Source organism: Amycolatopsis sp. NPDC048633 (assembly GCF_040650695.1).
Taxonomy (GTDB): Bacteria; Actinomycetota; Actinomycetes; order Mycobacteriales; family Pseudonocardiaceae; genus Amycolatopsis.
In genome coordinates this window covers 61,937-77,001 of the sequence record NZ_JBEZHS010000031.1, presented here as the reverse complement: position 1 = coordinate 77,001, position 15,065 = coordinate 61,937, and the positions used below count along the sequence as shown (strand labels likewise).

Sequence of the window (15,065 nt, the reverse complement as noted above, 5' to 3'; positions counted from 1 at the left end):
CCGCAGGTCAGCGGCACAAAATCAGCCCAGCGGCGCCAGCGGGCCCGGGTAGCGAGCCGGGTCGAGGCAGCTGCCGAGGCCGTCGACGACCGAGCAGAACCCCGGCGGCCGCACCGGCGTGTAGCCGGCCGGCACGCCGTGGCCCGCGATCAGCTGCCGGTACGCCGCGACGGCGTCGGTCGGCCGGCGCGTCAGCGTGGCGTCCGAGCGGGCGTCCACTGTGTACAGCCCGAACCGCGGCTGGTAGCTGCCCCACTCGTAGTTGTCCGTGAGGCTCCAGTAGTTGTAGCCGATGACGTTCATGCCGTCGGCCTTGGCGCGCTGCACCCAGTAGATGTGGTCGCGCAGGTGGTCGGAACGCGTGTAGCCGTCGGGCCGCGCGTTGCCGTTGTCGGTCGGCATCCCGTTTTCGACGACGTAGAGCGGCAGGCCCGGGAACTTCCGCGCGTAGTACCGCAGCGCGTAGTAGATGCCGTCCGGCTGCGGCGTCACCTTCCAGAACTCGCCGCCCGCCGCGTGGATCGCGCTGAGGTTGTCGAGGCTCGCGCCGTAGTAGTAGTCGAGGCCGGCGAAGTCGAGCTTGTCGCGCACCTGGTCGAGGAACGACGCGTCGAGCACCCCTTGGACAGCGGGGATGTAGGCCGTGTTGCTGGAGACGAGCGCACCCGGATCCAGCTGGTGGATGAGGTCGTACGCCGCGCGGTGCACCTTCACCAGCCGCGCCTGCGCCCACGGCAGCTTCCACCCGGCGAGCCCGCCGTTGGCGGTCTCGTTCTGCAGGTAGACGGTCGGCTCGTTGATCGTGATCCAGATCGCGCCGAGGCCCTTGTAGCGGTCGACGACGCGGCGAGCGTTGACGAGCCAGGCGTCGACCGTGCGGTCGCTGTCCCAGCCGCCCTGGTCGGCGACCCAGCCCGGGTAGACCCAGTGGTCGAGGGTGATCATCGGCCGCATCCCGGCGTCGAGGACGTGCCGCACGACGTCGTCGTAGTACGCCAGCTCGGCCTGGTCGACCTGGCCGGGCCGCGGCTCGACGCGGGCCCACTCGACGCTGAAGCGGAACACGTTCACGCCGAGCTGCTTCGCGCGGTCGATGTCCGCGACGTAGTTGTGCCGGAAGTCGACGGACTCGAGGTAGGGCTCCTTGATCGACGACGTCTTCGCCTGCTCGTAGCGGCGCCAGTTGCTGTCGGGCGCCGAGCCTTCCGCCTGGTAGCCGGAGGTGGCCACGCCCCAGAAGAACGGCGTCGTCGCGACCGCCGGGGACACACCCGCCACCAGGCCCGCCAGCAAGGCCACGACCAGGAGGATCGCTCGTTTCCCGCGCACCACGGCATCCTCCTCAGCCAACGTGAAGGGTCTTCACGTTACCGACCGGTACCGCCCGGCGCATCCGCCGTTGGGCGGAAAGCCGTGAAGGGCACCTTCAGGGCGTCATAAGCCCTGAAGGTGCCCCTCACGACCTTCCCCCTAGGCGACCTTGAACGACTGAGCGGCGCTGCCGTCACAGGTCGACTGGACCAGCTGGACGCTGTCCGCGGTGGACGCTCCCGGCACGGTCAGGCACTTGCCGCTGTGGCGGGCGACGAAGTGGTAGTACCCACTGCCCTCCGACACCGGCTGCCACTGCTGGTTGTTCCCGCCGCTGTAGGACCACAGCTGCAGGCCGGCGTTGTCCGTCGTCGCCACGTTCGTGACGTCGATGACCTGCGCGGGGTTCGTCCGGTTGTTGATCCGGTCGAAGCCGCCGCTGGTCGCGGCGAACTGGAACTGCTGCGCCGTGGTGCCGTTGCACGCGTACTGCTGGATCACGGTGCCGTTCGCGCTGGCCGCGGCCCGCGCGTCGATGCACTTGCCGCTCGCCTTGTTCGCCACGGCGTACCAGGCCGACGGGTCGATCGTGCCGTCCGGCGGCGGGGTGGTCGTGCCGCCGCCCCCGAGCCACTTCAGGCCGTCGAGCAGGAAGCGGTTCTGGTCGGCGCTCTCGAACGTCGACGACAGCGCGGTGTTCGTGTCGTAGTTCATCGCGTTGTGGCCGAAGTTCGAGTAGATCATCTTGTAGCTCTTGTTCGTCCACGAGATCGGGTAGTACCCGCTGTTCCAGGTCTGGCTCGGGTCGGTGCCGATCGGGAAGGTGGACTGGTCCATCGACGCCAGGATGGTGATGTTCGAGTTCTGGCGCAGGTCGTTCTGCCAGGCGTACCACTCGGACGTCGACGACTTGATCGTCGCCGGCAGGTTCACTGTCGAGGGGTGCGTCCGGTTCTCGATCTTCAGCGTCTCCGGCGTCGGGCCCCACGTGTTCGTGGTGAAGCGCCCGGTGCCGAGGAAGTCGTTGTGGAACCAGTTGGCGTACGACGGCGTCGAGCTGTCGTTGTACGCCGTCACGTGGAAGCCGTAGAACGCGCCGCCGGCCTGCATGTACCGCTGGAAGCCCTGGAACTGCGCCTGCGACTGCGGCTGGTCGTCGAGGAACATCACGACCTGGTACTGGCTCGGCGTGATGCTGGTGAGCTGGTTCCAGTTGGTCGTCGCGGTGTAGGTGAAGCCGTTGGCCCCCGCCTGCTGTGGGAACCAGACGTTGGCCTCCTTCTCGAAGCTGATGTGCGCGGCGTCGTAGGTGCCGCTGTAGAAGGCCAAGACCTTGAACGGCGTCGCGGCCTGCACGGCCGGAGCGCCCAGGGTGAGCCCCAGACAGGCGGCGAAGAAGGCCAATATCCGGATCAGGGGGCGGCGGAATCTGGACGACATGCGGGTTCCTTCCGGTGGGGGACGGGGATCACCAGTGGCGCGAGTAGTGCAGGCCGTAGCCGAACGGGAACAGCGCGGGCTTGCCGTCGCCGACGTTGATCGGCTGCTGGTCGGCGCTGCGCATCCAGGTCACCGGCAGCTTGCCGGTCGGGTTGTAGTCGCCGAAGAGGACGTCGGCGACACCCTGGCCTTCGCTGCCCGGCAGCCACGACTCGACCAGCCCGGCCCAGTCCGGCAGCTGCGCCGCGATGTCGAGCGGGCGCCCGGACACCAGCACGACCACCGTCGGCACGCCGGAGTCCTTCAGCTTCTGCAGCGTGGCGAGGTCGGTCGCGTCCAGTCCCATCCCTTGTGGACGGTCGCCCTTGGTCTCGGCGTACGGCGTTTCCCCCACGACGGCGACAGCGACGTCGTAGCTCTTGTCGATCCCGGTGCCGTCGTTGGCGTAGGTCACCTTCGAGGACGTGCTCTTGATGCCTTGCAGGATCGTGGTTCCCGGGATGACCGGGCCGCTGGTGCCCTGCCAGCCGACCGTCCAGCCGCCGGACTGGTTGCCGATGTCATCGGCGCTCTTGCCCGCGACGAAGATCTTGTCGCGCTTCGACAGCGGCAGCACGTGGTTCTCGTTCTTGAGCAGCACCTGGGACTCGCGGACGGCCTGACGGGCCAGGTCACGGTGCTGCTTGCTCCCGATCGTGTTCAGGAACCGGCGGTCGGTCAGCGGGTGCTCGAACAGGCCGAGCTCGAACTTCTTCGTCAGGATGCGCTTGTTGGCGTCGTCGATCCGCGAAATCGGCACGCGGCCGTCCTGCACCAGCGTGCGCAGCGTGTCGATGAACTTCTGCCACTCGTAGGGCACCATCACCATGTCGATGCCCGCGTTGATCGAAGCCTCGACCTCTTCGGGGGTGAAGCCGGTCTTGCCGTCGATCTTGTCGACGCCGTTGTAGTCCGAGACGACGATGCCCTTGAAGCCGAGCTCCTTCTTCAGGACGTCGTTGATCAGGTACGAGTTCGCGTGCAGCTTCACGCTGTTCCAGCTGCTGTAGGAGATCATCACCGAGCCGACCCCGCGCTGGACGGCAGCCTTGAACGGCGGCAGGTGGATCTGGCGCAGCTCCTGCTCGCTGATCTCGGTGTTGCCCTCGTTGACACCGCCGGTGGTGCCGCCGTCGCCGACGTAGTGCTTGGCGGTGGCCATGACCGAACCCGGCTGGTCCAGCGAGTGGCCCTGCAGGCCGGTGATGACCGTCGACATCTCAGTGGCCAGCTGCGGGACCTCGCCGAACGACTCGTAGGTGCGGCCCCAGCGGTCGTTGCGGGCGACGCACAGGCAGGGCGCGAAGTCCCAGTCGATGCCGGTGCCGGAGACCTCTTCCGCGGTGGCGCGCCCGATCTTCTGCACCAGCTGCGGGTCGCGCGTCGCGCCGAGCCCGATGTTGTGCGGGTAGACGGTGGCGCCGTAGAGGCCGTTGTGGCCGTGGACGGCGTCGACGCCGTAGACGAGCGGGATGCCCAGCGGCGTGGCGAGGGCGGCCTTCTGGAAGCCGTCGTACATGTCGGCCCAGCTGACGGGCGTGTTGGGGGTCGGCTGCGAGCTGCCGCCGGAGAGCAGCGAGCCGAGCCGGCCGGTGGTGACGTCGGCTGGGCTTTTGACCCCGAGCCGTTCGGCCTGCATCATCTGGCCGAGCTTGTCGTCGAGGGTCATCCGGGACATCAGGTCGGCGACCCGGACCTTCACCGGGCGCCAGGAATCCTTGTACGCCGGGCCGTTTCCGGCGAGGGCGGGGGTTTCCGACGCCAGCAGCATCCCCACCGCCAGTGCGCCGATGCCCAGTCTGCGTCCGAGACCCATCCGGGTCCTCCTCGTCGAGAGACCGAAATTCACGCCTTGAATTAAGACACAGGCTTTCTGCGTTGGTCCAGACCTCTGACCGAACTCGGTTTCCGCTCAGCGGGATTGTGGATTGCGGCCACCTCCTGGCCTAATTCGGTCCTACGGTCCTTCCATGACTCGCGAACACGAAGACCTCCTGGGCCTGCTGGCGGAAGTGCGGAAGCGCTTGCTGATCCCGGTCCGGGACATTTCGGACGCCGACGCGGCAAAGCGGACGACGGTCAGCGAGCTGACCTTGGGAGGCCTGATCCGCCACCTGGCGACGGGCGAGCGCATGTGGCTCCAGGTGCTGAAGTCCGCGGACGGCTCGCTGCCCGACGGCATGCTGGACACAGGGCAGTACTCGATGAGCGAAACGCTGTCCCACTGGCTCTCGGCCTACGAGGCCGCTGCTGCGGAGACCGATGCGTACGTGACTTCGCTGCCTTCGCTGGATGTCGAAGTCCAGCTGCCGATGACCCCGTGGTCGCCGCCCGAGCCGCAGTTCTGGTCGGCCCGCCGGATCGTCCTGCACCTGATCCACGAGACGGCCCAGCACGCGGGCCACGCGGACATCATCCGCGAGACCCTGGACGGCGCGAACTCGACCGCCCAGCTGAACTGAGCCACACGGACGCGATGCCGGTGTCCCACAAGGACTTCCCGATCAACCGCCGGACGTTGACGACCCCCGCCGGCCGCGTGGAGCTGACCTCCGCCGGCACCGGACCGGCCCGGGTCAACCTGGTTCCGGGCACCGGCTTCACCGCGGCCGCGGCCGCGGCCCACCTCGACGAGGTCGTCGCGCTCGTGAGCGAGCTGGCTTGGCCCCGCGAAACTGTCGGTGGCCGCCGGTAGCGTGGATAAACGGGGGCGGCTCAGCGGTCCGAGCGCAACGAAGCCGGGTCGAAGGACTCCCAATACGCGTCCTCGTCCTCGGCACTCGTCACCGGTTCGGGTGACTCCGGCGGCGCGGACGCGAGCCGCTCGGCCCGCTGCCGCTGGAACTCCTCGACCGTCATCCCCGGGTCGTCGTCCTCGGCGCGGGCCGGTGCCGGCATCCCCGTCATCTGCTCGATCATGGCCGTCATGTCTTCGCCGAGCAGCAGCGCGACCTTGTTGTAGCCGTCCTGGGTCGCCTCGCGCATGGCCGCCTGGGCGATCTCCACCACCAGCGGCCCCAGGCTTTCGCCGAGGTTCACCGCCGACGGGGCCAGCCACAGCCGCAGCAGCTTGCCGCGGCCGTCGACCGTCGCTTCCACCTGGCCGTCGATGTCGTGGGCCGTGCCGGACGCCGACGCCAGGAGCTCGTCCACCCGGGCCATCGCCTCTTCGCGCGCCCGCGCCTGGGAAATCAGCTCACGCGTCGTGGGCATCGCGCTCACCTTCCGTACGAGTAGGTGTCGGCGTCCGGGTCGTCGTCCGGGATCGGTTCATAGCCCAGGACTTCCAGCTGCGACGCGTCCACCACCGGCGCCAGCGCGTGGTACATCTTGTCGCCCGCGCGGCGGGTCGCGCGCTGGGCCAGCTCGACGATCTGGTCGGCGATGACCGACGACCCGTGCCGCAGCGCCGACCGGTGGATGGTGAGCCCCGTCAGCAGCCCGCCGGGCGCCACCTGGACCTCGATGGTGCTGTCCGGGGAGGACGCCTTGCCCACCACCGGACCCGAGCGTTCGAAGCGCGCTTCCGCTTCGGCACCCGCCCGGTCCGCCTGTTCGGCGACGCGTGCCGCCGCCAAGTCCACGTCGAAGTCAGCCACGATGCGAAGTTACCCCGTCGGCCGGTAGAAGCCGATGAACGTCTGTCCCGCGTTCGTGGTGCGGATCTTGCTGATCTGCACCGGATCGCCGGCCTCGACCATCTGGCCGTCGCCGATCACCATCGCCACGTGCCCGGACCAGACGACCAGGTCGCCGGGCAGCAGCTGGTCGATCGAGGGCACCTCGGCCCCGACCGTCTGCTGCTTCGCCGTCCGCGGCAGCTGCAGCCCCGCGTCCTGGTACGACGTCATGGTCAGGCCGCTGCAGTCCAGCCCCTGGCCGCGCGCCGTCCCGCCCCACACGTACGGCACGCCGAGCTGCGAAAGCGCGTTGCGCACGGCCTTGGCCGCGGTCTCGTTGGGCGCCATGACCTGCTTGCCGCCGGGCAGGTTGATCGCGACGCCGGAGCCGGGCTGCGGCGGGATCGCGACCGGCAGCCGCGGCTTGTTCACGGCGCCGCCGCCACCGCCACCACCGCCTCCCCCACCGCCGCCGCCTCCGGAGTCCCCACCACCGGAGTAGCCGCTGCTGCTGTTGAAGGACGAGGCCACCTTCGTCGAGGACGCGCTGCTCGACGACGTCGTCTGCTCGGCGCCGCCACCCAGCTTGGTGCCGATGTCGGTGAGCTGGTTGATCGTCTGCTCGCTGAAGGTCGCGGCCTGGCCGGTCAGCTGGCTGATCTTCGTCTGCAGCTTCATCAGGATGTCGCGCGACGCGGCGGCGCGGCTCTCCGGCGGCTGGATCGTCTTCACCGCCGCCAGCGCCTTCATCGCCGCCGAGATCTCTTTGATGATCTGGTCGCGGACCTGGTCGTTCTTGATCTCGCCCAGGTTCAGCGTCTCGGCCGCCTCGGCGACCGCTTTCTCGATCTCGGCGCTCTCGTCGAGGAGGTCCTGGACCTCCTTCTCGAGGCTCTGCGACGTCGCGGTGGCGCGGTCGGTCGTCGAGCCGGAGCTGGCCGAAGTCAGGTTGACGCGCTGGTCGGCCGCGGCGTCGCGGGTCTGCCCCACCGACGTCTGCAACGCGACGTGCGCGTCGCGCGCGCCGCCGATGGCGGCCGGGTCGTGGCGCAGCTTCTGCGCGAACTGGTTCGTCGGTTCCAGGCTGTGCCGGACGAGCTGGTCGGTGTGCTCGGTCACGGGCGGTCCTGCCCGAGGTCGCCGCCGAGCCGCCGGACGACGTCGCCGTGGTCGGCCTCGACGGCCGTGTAGTTGCGGTCGGTCTGCCGGGCGGCTTCGCCGACCTGCCGCCAGCCGCCGCCGACGCGGTGCATCCGCTCCTGCAGCGCCCGCATCCGGCCGCTGTAGGCGCCGGAGAAGCCGGACTCGCCACCCATTTCGGAGAAGCCGTGGCCGCCGAGCGTCACGTGCGGGCCGACATGGTTGTCGGCCGCTCCCTTGACGTCGTCACCGAGCGGATCGACCTCACGGGCGTACCTCGCGTACGCGCCGTCGTCGACGTGAAACCCCTGATGCGAACCGTCCACTGGCCCCTCCCCTGTCACCGGGGTGCGACGTGCGCGCGCCTCCCCCGGTTCCCCTGGTGCGGGATTCAGCCTAGTCCACGGTCCGTACCCGAGTGGGCGAATTGCCCGGACTCAGCCGGTGACCTTCGCGAGCCAGTCCGGGTCCTGCCAGTTGACGATCGCGCCGTTCGCGGCGACCGTCGGCGTGCCGAAGCCGCTCTGCCCGTTGCCGAAGTCCTGCGCCAGCTTCGGGTCGTTCTCGATCTGCTGGAAAGCGGCGTTGACCTGCTGGTCGTACGTGCCGGCGTTGATCGTCTGCGCGAACGCCGGGTCGGTGATGCCGACGTCGTTGCCGAGCTTGATCAGCTGCGCCTTGTCGTAGCCGCGCTTGCCCTCCTCGGGCTGGTTCGCGAACAGCGCGTCGTGGAACTGGAGGAACTTGCCGGCGTCGGCCGCGGCCAGCGCCGCGTTCGCCGAGTCGAGCGAATAGCCGGGCGGGTCGGAACGGTCGTTGAGCAGCGGCACCATGTGGTAGCGCACCTGCAGCTTGCCGTCGTTGATCGCCTGCTCGACGCCGGTCTTGTAGGTCTTCTCGAACTGGCCGCAGATCGGGCAGAGGAAGTCGGCGTAGACGTCGATCGAGGCCTTCGCGCCCGCCTTGCCGACGGTGACGACGACGCCGTCGCGCTTCTGCGTGACGTCCCCGGCCAGCGAGCTCGTGGTCGTGCCGGGGTTGATGACCTGGCCCTCGGTCTTGTTCTTGTCCGAGATCGTCCAGATCACGCCGCCGATCACGAGCGCGGCCACGACGACCACGGCGGCGATCCCGATGATCCACTTCCGCTTGTCGGTCGATGCGCCCCTGGCCTGGGCCACCGCCTTCGCTCCCCCGGCCTGTGCGGCCTGACGACGCTTCCGAGCGGTCCGCTCAGCTCCACCCACTGTGTATCAGTTCCCTTCCGCGATACCCGAGTAGTCGGGCTCGGGTTCGTCAGAGTTCCCGCGACCTCGCGCGAGCCAGCCGTCGAGCGACAGCAGCGTGCGCGGCCGCGCCAGCAGCCAGACGGCCAGCAGCGCGAACCCGGAGTCGCGGAGGATTTCCTGCGGGTATTCGGTCTGCCCCGCCGCCACCTGGCCGCCGCCGCCGAAGCACCCGCAGTCGATGCTCAGCCCGCGCGCCCACGACTGGGCGATGCCGGCGATGAGCACGACGAGCAGCACCAGCGCGGCGCCCGCGACCCACCGGGTCGCCAGGCCCGCGAGCAGGAACAACCCGAGCACGAGCTCGACGAGCGGCAGCGCGATGGCCACCACGTTGGCGAGTGCGTCCGGCAGCACGTCGTACGCCTTCACGGCGATCAGCGTCTGACCCGGATCCGCCAGCTTGACCGCACCGGAAACGAGCCAGACGGCCGCCAGCCCGACCCGGGCGAGCGTGCCGACGGCGTCCAGTACGGGTTGGGACGGTCGCACCACGCACTTAGGCTAACGGGAGGACCTGAGAACTACGTGAGGGCACGGCGACGGCGGAGGGAGGGGCGCGATGCGGTGGCGGACGCTCCTCGGTTCGGTGTTGCTGCTGGTCACGGTGGCGGCGTGCGGCCCGTCGAAGGTCTCGCCGACCGACTCGCTGGTCACCCGCGCCAGTGCGACGGATCACCTGACCATCGGCATCCGGTTCGACGCCCCGGGGCTTTCCGAGCGCACCGTGGACGGCCGGTTCGTCGGATTCGACGTCGATGTCGCGACTTTCGTCGCGTCCGAACTGGGGGTCACCGCGAAGGACATCACGTGGCGCGAGACGACGCCCGCGACGCGCGAAACGGACCTCACCTCCGGCGCGCTCGACCTGGTCGTCGCGACCTACTCGATCACCGACAAGCGCAAGCAGCAGGTGTCGTTCGCCGGGCCGTACTTCACCACCGGGCAGGACCTGCTGGTGCGGCGCACGTCGCCCGACATCACCGGGCCGGAGACGCTCAACGGGCGGCGGCTGTGCTCGGTCACCGGTTCGACGCCGGCGCAGCAGGTCAAGGACAAGTTCGCGCAGGCGGTGCAGCTCGTCGAGTACCCGCGCTACCCGGACTGCGTGACCGCGCTGCTCGCCGGTCAGATCGACGCGATGACCACCGACGGGGTGATCCTCGCGGGCTACGTCACCCGCGACCCCGAGCTGCTGAAGGTCGTCGGCAAGCCGTTCTCGAAGGAGAGCTACGGCGTCGGCCTGCGCAAGGGCGACACCCAGGGCGTGAACGCGGTCGACGACGCGATCCGCAAGATGATCTCCTCCGGCGAATGGCTGCGCTCGCTCAACGCGAACATCGGGCCGTCCGGTTACCAGCTGCCCGCCCCACCTGAGGTCACCGAGAAGTGAAACTGCCCGACCTACCTGTTCGCGCGGTCCTGCCGGACGTTCTTTCCGCCCTGGACGCCCACGGCACCGCGGTCCTCGTCGCGCCGCCCGGGACGGGGAAGACGACGCTGGTGCCGCTGGCGCTGGCCTCGTCCGGCGGCCGCGTCGTCGTCGCCGAGCCGCGGCGGCTGGCCGCCCGTGCCGCGGCGGCGCGGATGGCCGCAATACTGGGTGAACCGGTCGGCGAGACCGTGGGCTACGCGGTCCGCGGCGACCGGAAGGTGTCGGCGCGGACCCGGATCGAGGTCGTGACGTCGGGGCTGCTGGTGCGGCGCGTGCAGGGCGACCCGGAGCTGCCCGGGGTGTCGACGGTGCTGCTCGACGAGTGCCACGAGCGGCACCTGGACGCGGACCTGCTGCTGGCGTTGCTGCTCGACGTCCGCGCGGGGCTGCGCGACGACCTGCGGCTGCTGGCGACGTCGGCGACGGTGGCCGCGGGCCGGCTCGCCACGCTCCTGGGCGACGCCCCGGTCATCACGGCCACGGCGGTCACTTATCCCGTGGCCTTTTCTTATGTCCCGCCCGCGCGGGGTGAGCGGGTCGAGGCCTGTGTCGCCCGGGCGGTGCGGACCGCACTGTCCTCGGGGGACGGTGACGTGCTCGCCTTTCTCCCCGGCGCGGGCGAGATCGCGAGGACGTCGGGACTGCTGTCGATGTCCGAATTGGACACTGTGGACGTCCTGCCGCTGCACGGGCGGCTCTCGGCGGCGCACCAGGACGACGCGCTGCGGCCGCGCTCACGTCGGCGCGTCGTGCTGGCGACGGCGGTGGCGGAGTCGAGCCTGACCGTCCCGGGTGTGCGCGCGGTGGTGGATTCGGGGCTGGCGCGCGTGCCGCGGGTCGACCACCGGCGAGGCCTGCCCGGCCTGGCCACGGTGCGGGTCTCGGCGGCGGTGGCCACGCAGCGGTCCGGGCGCGCGGGGCGCGAGGGGCCCGGGCGGGCGTATCGCTGCTGGGCCGAGAACGAACAGTCTTTGCTCCCGGCGTACCCGGAGCCGGAGATCAGGACGGCCGAGCTGGCGCGGCTGGCGCTGGAGCTGGCGTGCTGGTCGACTCCCGACGGCAGCGGGCTGGCGTGGTGGGACCCGCCGGGCGAGGGTGCGCTGGCGGCGGGGCGGGCGTTGCTGGCGACCTTGGGCGCGACGGACGCTGCCGGCTCGGTGACCCCGCGCGGTCGCCGGATGGCGGAGCTGGGTCTGCACCCGCGGCTGGCGCGGGCGTTGCTGGACGGCGCGGAGGCGGTGGGCGCGCGAAACGCGGCCGAGGTGGTGGCGCTGCTGGACGCGGGCGCGACGCTGACCGACGTGCACGCGGAGCTTCGACGCCTACGCAGTTCGAACGACGAGTCCGCGCGGCGCTGGAAGCGCGACGCTCGACGGCTCGAGGGACTGGCCGCAAAGTCTTCAGTGACTAAATCCAGTTCAGCGACTGAATTGAGTTCAGCGACTGAAGTTAGTGCAGCTGCCGCAACTCGTGCAGCCGGTGAAGTTCGTACGGCTGGTGAAGTTCGTGCAGCCGGCGAAGCTCGTGCAGCCAGTGGAGCTCGTGCAGCCAGTGGAGCTCGTGCAGCCAGTGGAGCTCGTGCAGCCGGCGAAGCTCGTGCAGCCAGTGGAGCTCGTGCAGCTGGTGAAGCTCGTGCAGCCGGTGGAGCTAGTGCAGCTGGCGAAGTTCGTACTGCCACCCGAGAAAGGCGCCCTGATCCCGCGCTGGTCGTCGCGCTCGCGCATCCCGAGCGGCTCGCGCGGCGACGTCCCGGGGGCGCGCCCGTCTACCTCATGGCCGGGGGCACGGCCGCCGAGCTCCCACCGGGCAGCGGCCTCGACTCCGAGTGGCTGGCCATCGCCGAAGCGACCCGCGACCCCGGCCGCGTCCACGGCACCATCCGCCTCGCCGCGGCCGCCGACGAGACCCTCGCCACGCACGTCGGCCCCGTGTCCGAAGTGGACGAAGTCACCTGGGACGGCGACGTCGTGGCCCGGCGCGTCCGCAAGCTCGGCGCCATCACCCTGTCCGAGAAGCCCCTCCGGAACCCGGACGTCCACGACGCCCTCGTCACCGGCCTTCGCGAGAACGGCCTCGGCCTCCTGAAGTGGAACCAGGACGCGACCCGCCTGCGGGAGCGGATAGCGTTCCTGCACCGCGTCCGCGGCGAGCCGTGGCCCGCGGTGGACGACGCCGCCCTCCTGTCCGATGTGGACAGGTGGCTCGACCTGTCCGGAGCCCGGCGGAAGGCGGACCTCGCGGCCATCAACGCGGGCACCGCCCTCAAGGCCCTCCTGCCGTGGCCGGAAGCGTCCAAACTGGACGAACTCGCCCCGGACCGGCTCGAAGTCCCGTCGGGGTCGCACATCCGCGTCGACTACCACGGCGACCAGCCGGTGCTCGCCGTCAAGCTGCAGGAGACCTTCGGCTGGACCGACACCCCCACGCTGTCCGGCGTCCCGGTGGTCCTGCACCTGCTCTCCCCCGCCGGCCGCCCGGCGGCGATCACCGCCGACCTCGGGTCGTTCTGGACCACCGGCTACCCGGCGGTGCGCGCCGACCTGCGCGGCCGCTACCCGAAGCACCCCTGGCCCGAGGACCCGGCCACCGCCGTCCCGACCCGGCACACCCGCCGCCGCACCTGACGAAAGTCGGGGGCCGGTCGCGACCGTCGGCCGATGCCCCCAGCACCACCGAAACCCGAGACTCCCGGTACAGGCGAACCACCGGGAGGATTCATGATCACGCTTCGAGGACTGACGAAGCGCTACGGGGAGAAGACCGTCGTCGACGGGCTCACCTGCGACATCGCATCGGGCCAGGTGACCGGCTTCCTCGGCCCCAACGGCGCCGGGAAGTCGACGACCATGCGGATGACCGTCGGGCTCGACCACCCGCAGGAAGGCGAGGTCCTGGTCGGCGGCCGCCGCTACGCCGAGCTGCGGCACCCGCTGCGCGAGGTCGGCGCGCTGCTCGACGCGAAGGCGCTGCACCCCGGCCGCAGCGCCGGGAAGCACCTCACCGCCATGGCGCGCAGCAACGGGATCGCGACGAGCCGCGTCGAAGAGGTCCTCGCCACCGTCGGGCTTTCGGACGTCGCCGGCAAACGGGCCGGGCAGTTCTCACTCGGCATGGGCCAGCGGCTCGGCATCGCCGGCGCGCTGCTCGGCGACCCGGGCACCCTGATGTTCGACGAGCCGGTCAACGGCCTCGACCCGGACGGCGTCCGCTGGGTCCGGCAGCTGATGCGCTCGCTGGCCGCCGAGGGGCGGACGGTGTTCGTCTCCAGCCACCTGATGAGCGAGATGCAGCTGACCGCCGACCACCTGATCGTGATCGGCAAGGGCAAGCTGCTGGCCGACGCGCCGGTCGCGGAGTTCATCGCGGGCAACTCCCGCACGACGGTCTCGGTGCGCGTCCCGGCCGAAGGCGAACGCTCGAAGCTCGACGCGCGGCTGCGCGCCGAGGGCGCATCGACGCACCCCGGCGACCCGGACGAGCTGGTGGTCGACGGCCTCGACGTCACCCGCGTCGGCGACCTGGTGCACGAGCTGGGAATCCGGGTGCACCGGCTCGCCGAGCGGACGGCGTCGCTCGAGCAGGCGTACATGGAACTGACCGCTTCTTCGGTGGAGTACGGGGTGTCGGCATGACGACGACAGAGGTGCGTGGCGGCGGCCTGTCCGGCGCGGTGGCCGCGGAGTGGACGAAGTTCTGGTCGGTCCGGGCGACGTGGTGGTGCCTGATCGCGGGAACGGCGCTGATGCTGTTCTACGGCACCCTGTCCGGGATCGCCCAGCGCTTCGACGACGACCCGCAGGCGGCGAACACCATCGCCCTCGGCGGCGGCTTCTACCTGACGCAGTTCGCGGTGATCGCGCTCGCGACGCTGTTCGTCACGAGCGAGTACGCCGGCGGCGGCATCCGGTCGACGCTGCTGTGGACGCCGGTCCGCGAGCGGGTCGTGCTCTCGAAGGCAGCGATCCTCCTGCCGGTGCTCTTCGCTTACGGCGTGGTCCTTTCCTGCGCGGGCATGGCACTGTCCGGCGCGGTGATGGCCGGCCACGGCCTGCCGACGACCCTCGAAGGCGGCTTCACGACGACGTTCGGCATGGGCGGATACTTCGCACTGCTGGGGCTGCTGTGCACGGGCATCGGCTGGGCGCTGCGCAGCGCGGCCGGCACGCTGGTGACGGTGATCGTGCTGCTGGTGCCGCTGCCGCTGATCGTGGCGTCGCTGGGGCTGCCGGAGCTGGTGTCGTACTTCCCGGGCATCGCGGGGGTGAACGCGATGGTCGAGGCCGGGCAGCTGAACCCGATCACCCAGGCGGCGGCACCGTACGCGCCGTGGGTGGGGCTGCTGATCTGCGCGGCCTGGGCCGCGGCGGCGCTGGTGACGGGCGCCGCGGTGCTGCGCCGCCGGGACGCGTGAGGCGGCGCTTTCCCAGGATCGCGGCGGCCGCCGATCGGCAGAAGTGCTGCGCCGCAGGGCCGGTCCCCGCTGAGGCGGTGCCACACCACGAGGGCAGCGCTTGCCGAACCGGCGCCACGCCACCAGGGCAGTCCCCGCCGAAGCAGCGCCGCACCACCGGAGCGGTCACTACCGAGGCGGTGCCGAGGCACCGGGGCAGTCCCCGCTGAGGCGGTGCCACGCCACCGGAGCAGTCCCGCCGAAGCGGCGCGGGGATGGGCGCGGTTCGGGCGGCCACCACGGCCCGACGGCGACAATGGTCCAGCCGCAATGGCCCAGCCACAACGGCCCAGCCACAACGGCCCAGCCACAACGGCCCAGCCACAACGGCCCAGCCACAACGT

15 protein-coding genes are annotated in these 15,065 nt (G+C 70.5%); 6 read left to right on the top strand and 9 right to left on the bottom strand.

Features of this window, described 5'->3' with window-relative positions:
* Positions 1–21 precede the first annotated feature (21 nt).
* The 3 genes from AB0C38_RS38115 to AB0C38_RS38105 form a co-directional block, all read right to left on the bottom strand.
* Positions 22–1,329 carry a family 1 glycosylhydrolase gene (locus tag AB0C38_RS38115; RefSeq protein WP_360682639.1) on the bottom strand — a complete coding sequence of 436 codons (1,308 nt, stop codon included), beginning with the start codon at positions 1,327–1,329 and terminating at the stop codon, positions 22–24.
* Between the two features lie 141 nt (positions 1,330–1,470).
* The gene (locus AB0C38_RS38110; protein ID WP_360682638.1) at positions 1,471–2,751 is read right to left on the bottom strand and encodes a ThuA domain-containing protein; all 1,281 of its coding nucleotides are present in this window, start codon (positions 2,749–2,751) and stop codon (positions 1,471–1,473) included.
* 28 nt (positions 2,752–2,779) lie between these two features.
* Positions 2,780–4,606 carry a glycoside hydrolase family 3 N-terminal domain-containing protein gene (locus AB0C38_RS38105; protein WP_360682637.1) on the bottom strand — a complete coding sequence of 609 codons (1,827 nt, stop codon included), beginning with the start codon at positions 4,604–4,606 and terminating at the stop codon, positions 2,780–2,782.
* Positions 4,607–4,760: 154 nt separating this feature from the next.
* Here AB0C38_RS38105 and AB0C38_RS38100 point away from each other — a divergent pair, with 154 nt between their 5' ends.
* Both AB0C38_RS38100 and AB0C38_RS38095 read left to right on the top strand, forming a co-directional pair.
* A complete protein-coding gene (locus AB0C38_RS38100; protein ID WP_360682636.1) occupies positions 4,761–5,252 on the top strand; it encodes a DinB family protein in 492 nt (163 codons plus the stop codon).
* Between the two features lie 14 nt (positions 5,253–5,266).
* On the top strand, positions 5,267–5,485 hold the full coding sequence (locus tag AB0C38_RS38095) for a hypothetical protein (RefSeq protein ID WP_360682635.1): 219 nt from the start codon (positions 5,267–5,269) through the stop codon (positions 5,483–5,485).
* A gap of 20 nt (positions 5,486–5,505) precedes the next feature.
* Here the strand turns inward: AB0C38_RS38095 and AB0C38_RS38090 are convergent, their stop codons facing one another.
* From AB0C38_RS38090 to AB0C38_RS38065, 6 genes are all read right to left on the bottom strand, one after another.
* Positions 5,506–6,003 (bottom strand): YbaB/EbfC family nucleoid-associated protein, encoded by a 498-nt coding sequence (locus tag AB0C38_RS38090; RefSeq protein WP_360682634.1) that lies wholly within the window; start codon positions 6,001–6,003, stop codon positions 5,506–5,508.
* Between the two features lie 5 nt (positions 6,004–6,008).
* Positions 6,009–6,389, bottom strand: coding sequence for a YbaB/EbfC family DNA-binding protein (locus AB0C38_RS38085; RefSeq protein ID WP_360682633.1), 381 nt, complete (start codon positions 6,387–6,389; stop codon positions 6,009–6,011).
* Positions 6,390–6,398: 9 nt separating this feature from the next.
* Complete coding sequence (locus tag AB0C38_RS38080) at positions 6,399–7,529, bottom strand: NlpC/P60 family protein (RefSeq protein WP_360682632.1); 1,131 nt, start codon at positions 7,527–7,529, stop codon at positions 6,399–6,401.
* Positions 7,526–7,876, bottom strand: a complete 351-nt coding sequence (locus AB0C38_RS38075) for a hypothetical protein (protein ID WP_360682631.1) — start codon at positions 7,874–7,876, stop codon at positions 7,526–7,528. The genes AB0C38_RS38080 and AB0C38_RS38075 overlap by 4 nt, the downstream gene beginning before the upstream one ends.
* Before the next feature lie 111 nt (positions 7,877–7,987).
* Complete coding sequence (locus tag AB0C38_RS38070; RefSeq protein WP_360682630.1) at positions 7,988–8,731, bottom strand: thioredoxin domain-containing protein; 744 nt, start codon at positions 8,729–8,731, stop codon at positions 7,988–7,990.
* Between the two features lie 72 nt (positions 8,732–8,803).
* On the bottom strand, positions 8,804–9,331 hold the full coding sequence (locus AB0C38_RS38065) for a MauE/DoxX family redox-associated membrane protein (protein WP_360682629.1): 528 nt from the start codon (positions 9,329–9,331) through the stop codon (positions 8,804–8,806).
* A 67-nt stretch (positions 9,332–9,398) separates the two neighbouring features.
* Between AB0C38_RS38065 and AB0C38_RS38060 the strand changes: the two genes are divergently transcribed.
* The 4 genes from AB0C38_RS38060 to AB0C38_RS38045 all read left to right on the top strand — a co-directional run bounded on the left by AB0C38_RS38060 (position 9,399) and on the right by AB0C38_RS38045 (position 14,682).
* The gene (locus AB0C38_RS38060) at positions 9,399–10,229 is read left to right on the top strand and encodes a glutamate ABC transporter substrate-binding protein (protein WP_360682628.1); all 831 of its coding nucleotides are present in this window, start codon (positions 9,399–9,401) and stop codon (positions 10,227–10,229) included.
* On the top strand, positions 10,226–12,895 hold the full coding sequence (locus AB0C38_RS38055; RefSeq protein ID WP_360682627.1) for an ATP-dependent helicase C-terminal domain-containing protein: 2,670 nt from the start codon (positions 10,226–10,228) through the stop codon (positions 12,893–12,895). The genes AB0C38_RS38060 and AB0C38_RS38055 overlap by 4 nt, the downstream gene beginning before the upstream one ends.
* Positions 12,896–12,988: 93 nt before the next feature.
* Positions 12,989–13,903: an ATP-binding cassette domain-containing protein gene (locus AB0C38_RS38050; RefSeq protein ID WP_360682626.1), complete on the top strand. Its 915-nt coding sequence runs from the start codon at positions 12,989–12,991 to the stop codon at positions 13,901–13,903.
* Positions 13,900–14,682, top strand: a complete 783-nt coding sequence (locus tag AB0C38_RS38045) for an ABC transporter permease (RefSeq protein WP_360682625.1) — start codon at positions 13,900–13,902, stop codon at positions 14,680–14,682. The genes AB0C38_RS38050 and AB0C38_RS38045 overlap by 4 nt, the downstream gene beginning before the upstream one ends.
* The last annotated feature ends 383 nt before the right edge of the window (positions 14,683–15,065 follow it).

Coding starts and splice junctions, on each gene's coding strand:
- AB0C38_RS38060 (WP_360682628.1), top strand. CDS start 9,399: ATGCGGTGGCGGACGCTCCTCGGTTCGGTGTTGCTGCTGGTCACGGTG.
- AB0C38_RS38105 (WP_360682637.1), bottom strand. CDS start 4,606: ATGGGTCTCGGACGCAGACTGGGCATCGGCGCACTGGCGGTGGGGATG.
- AB0C38_RS38100 (WP_360682636.1), top strand. CDS start 4,761: ATGACTCGCGAACACGAAGACCTCCTGGGCCTGCTGGCGGAAGTGCGG.
- AB0C38_RS38050 (WP_360682626.1), top strand. CDS start 12,989: ATGATCACGCTTCGAGGACTGACGAAGCGCTACGGGGAGAAGACCGTC.
- AB0C38_RS38095 (WP_360682635.1), top strand. CDS start 5,267: ATGCCGGTGTCCCACAAGGACTTCCCGATCAACCGCCGGACGTTGACG.
- AB0C38_RS38090 (WP_360682634.1), bottom strand. CDS start 6,003: ATGCCCACGACGCGTGAGCTGATTTCCCAGGCGCGGGCGCGCGAAGAG.
- AB0C38_RS38110 (WP_360682638.1), bottom strand. CDS start 2,751: ATGTCGTCCAGATTCCGCCGCCCCCTGATCCGGATATTGGCCTTCTTC.
- AB0C38_RS38045 (WP_360682625.1), top strand. CDS start 13,900: ATGACGACGACAGAGGTGCGTGGCGGCGGCCTGTCCGGCGCGGTGGCC.